General features: G+C 62.7%; 1 protein-coding gene and 1 pseudogene. Both read left to right on the top strand.

The annotated features are described in order from the left end of the window. Positions 1–782, top strand: a 782-nt coding sequence (locus RJ1_RS44790; RefSeq protein WP_083602294.1) for an IS30 family transposase, incomplete at its 5' end; no start/stop codon positions are given. 897 nt (positions 783–1679) lie between these two features. Further along, positions 1680–1958, top strand: a pseudogene (locus tag RJ1_RS47375) (transposase); the annotation flags it as partial. Positions 1959–1965: the final 7 nt, after the last annotated feature.

Raw genomic sequence — 1965 nt, 5'->3', positions numbered from 1 at the left:
AACCGTCCAAGCTCGCCACCCATCCGCCGCTGCGCGAGACAGTGGAGAAATCCCTGGCCGAGCGCCATTCACCCGAACAGATCGCGGGCCGACTCCGACTCGATTTCCCCGACGACCCACAGATGCGGGTGAGCACCGAGACCATCTACCAATCGCTCTACCAACCCTCGCGCGGCGGACTCGAACACACCCTCACCCGATCGCTGCGGACCGGACGTGGGCTGCGCCGACCCAGCCGCAAGGCCGGCCAGCGCAAGAACCGGATCCCCGACATGGCCAACATCGCCGACCGCCCCAAAGAAGTGAACGACCGTGCAGTACCGGGACATTGGGAGGGTGATCTCATTATCGGCAAACGGAATCTGAGCGCAATCGGCACACTCGTCGAACGTTCCACCGGCACCGTGATGCTCGTTCATCTGCCCGACGGATACAAGCCCGAGCACACTGCACCCGCGTTGACCGAACAGCTCGAGACGCTGCCCGCGATCCTGCGCCGAACCTTGACGTGGGACCAGGGTTCGGAGATGCGGGACTGGAAGAGCGTCAGCGCGGCCACCGGCATCGACATCTACTTCTGTGATCCCCACGCACCCTGGCAGCGCGGGACCAACGAGAACACGAACGGCATACTCCGTCAGTACTTTCCCAAAGGCTCGGACCTGAGTGCGCACTCGAAAGCGGACCTGGAGTGGGTGTCACGGCAACCCAATGAGCGCCCGCGGAAACGGCTAGACTTTCGCACACCCATCGAAGAGATGGACCGACTGCTGTTGCGATGACCGCCAGAATCCGCCCATCCGCTATCGGCACAGCGATGTGGCGCCCCGTTGCGGCAGTCGGAGCCACGATCGATCGAACCCGGCAAATATCGGCGGCTTGCACACCTCACCCGTACGGGTTCATCGTGATGTACGACCGAGAATCGGGGAACTCGCACGCTTTTGAATGTCGGCGACAAGGTCAAAGTGCATGCTGAGGAACCTCGGTGTTCACGTTCGTGAGCATTGACGGCGACGAAGCTCTGATCGAGTCGGTTCTCGCCGCCCCAGGGACTTACCCGTTCCATTGCAAGCTCGAACACCTAGTTCCGTTCGAGTCCTGGCGCAGTAAAAATGCACCATGAACTGCGCAGATGACACGTCCCCTTTCTGAGATGACCCTCACCAGTTCTGACCGGACGGATCTCCCGTTCTGTCGAGCGAGATGTCCGGGATATTCATCTCCGCCTTCATCCGCGCTGCCATGCTCGAAGAACTTGCAGCGCAGCTGCTGCCGTTGATCGTGCAACACTGACGGCCCGGCGCCCACCTCCTCGTTGCGACCATTTGCCGTGGCCTCGACGGCGTGGTTCTCCTGGGGCCACGTCGAATACGGCACCGTGAACGTCCTTACGGCACTGGTCGGTGGCGTCGGCTACATGGGCCTGGCCTCTACACCCGCTCGGTGTGGCCGGCGATCATGGCGCCGGCATCTACCACCTGTTCGTCTTCTGGGTGATTATTCGGATGTGACGGCGGGGGGCGTGGCCTGCGTGTGCCGCCACTCCCGGACGGGTTGTGCCATGCTGGGGACACAGTGCCGAAGTCGCGGCGGTGACATGACTGTTGGGACTGCCCCGGCTCTGGTTGACACCTCACCCGTGAGGGATCCACCCTCACGGTGAAAGGATGATCGGCATGCCGAAGCCATATCCGGAAGAGTTCCGCCGCGACGTCGTCGCCGTGGCCCGCAAACGCGAAGCCCCGCTGGAGCAAATCGCGAAAGATTTCGGGATCTCCGAGACCTGACTGAAGAACTGGCTGTGCAAGGCCGACATCGAGGACGGCACCCGACCAGGCCTCACACGGGACGAATCCGACGAGCTCCGCGAGGCCCGCAAACGTATCCGGCTGCTCGAACAGGAAGCGGAGGTGATGCGCCGGGCGGTGGCCTACCTATCGAGGGACGTCAGGCCTTGACCCC

Origin of the sequence: Rhodococcus jostii NBRC 16295 (assembly GCF_001894825.1) — a bacterium.
Taxonomy (GTDB): Bacteria; Actinomycetota; Actinomycetes; order Mycobacteriales; family Mycobacteriaceae; genus Rhodococcus_F; species Rhodococcus_F jostii.
The sequence above is the reverse complement of the archived record's forward strand: the minus strand, read 5'-3'. Positions and strand labels throughout refer to the sequence as shown.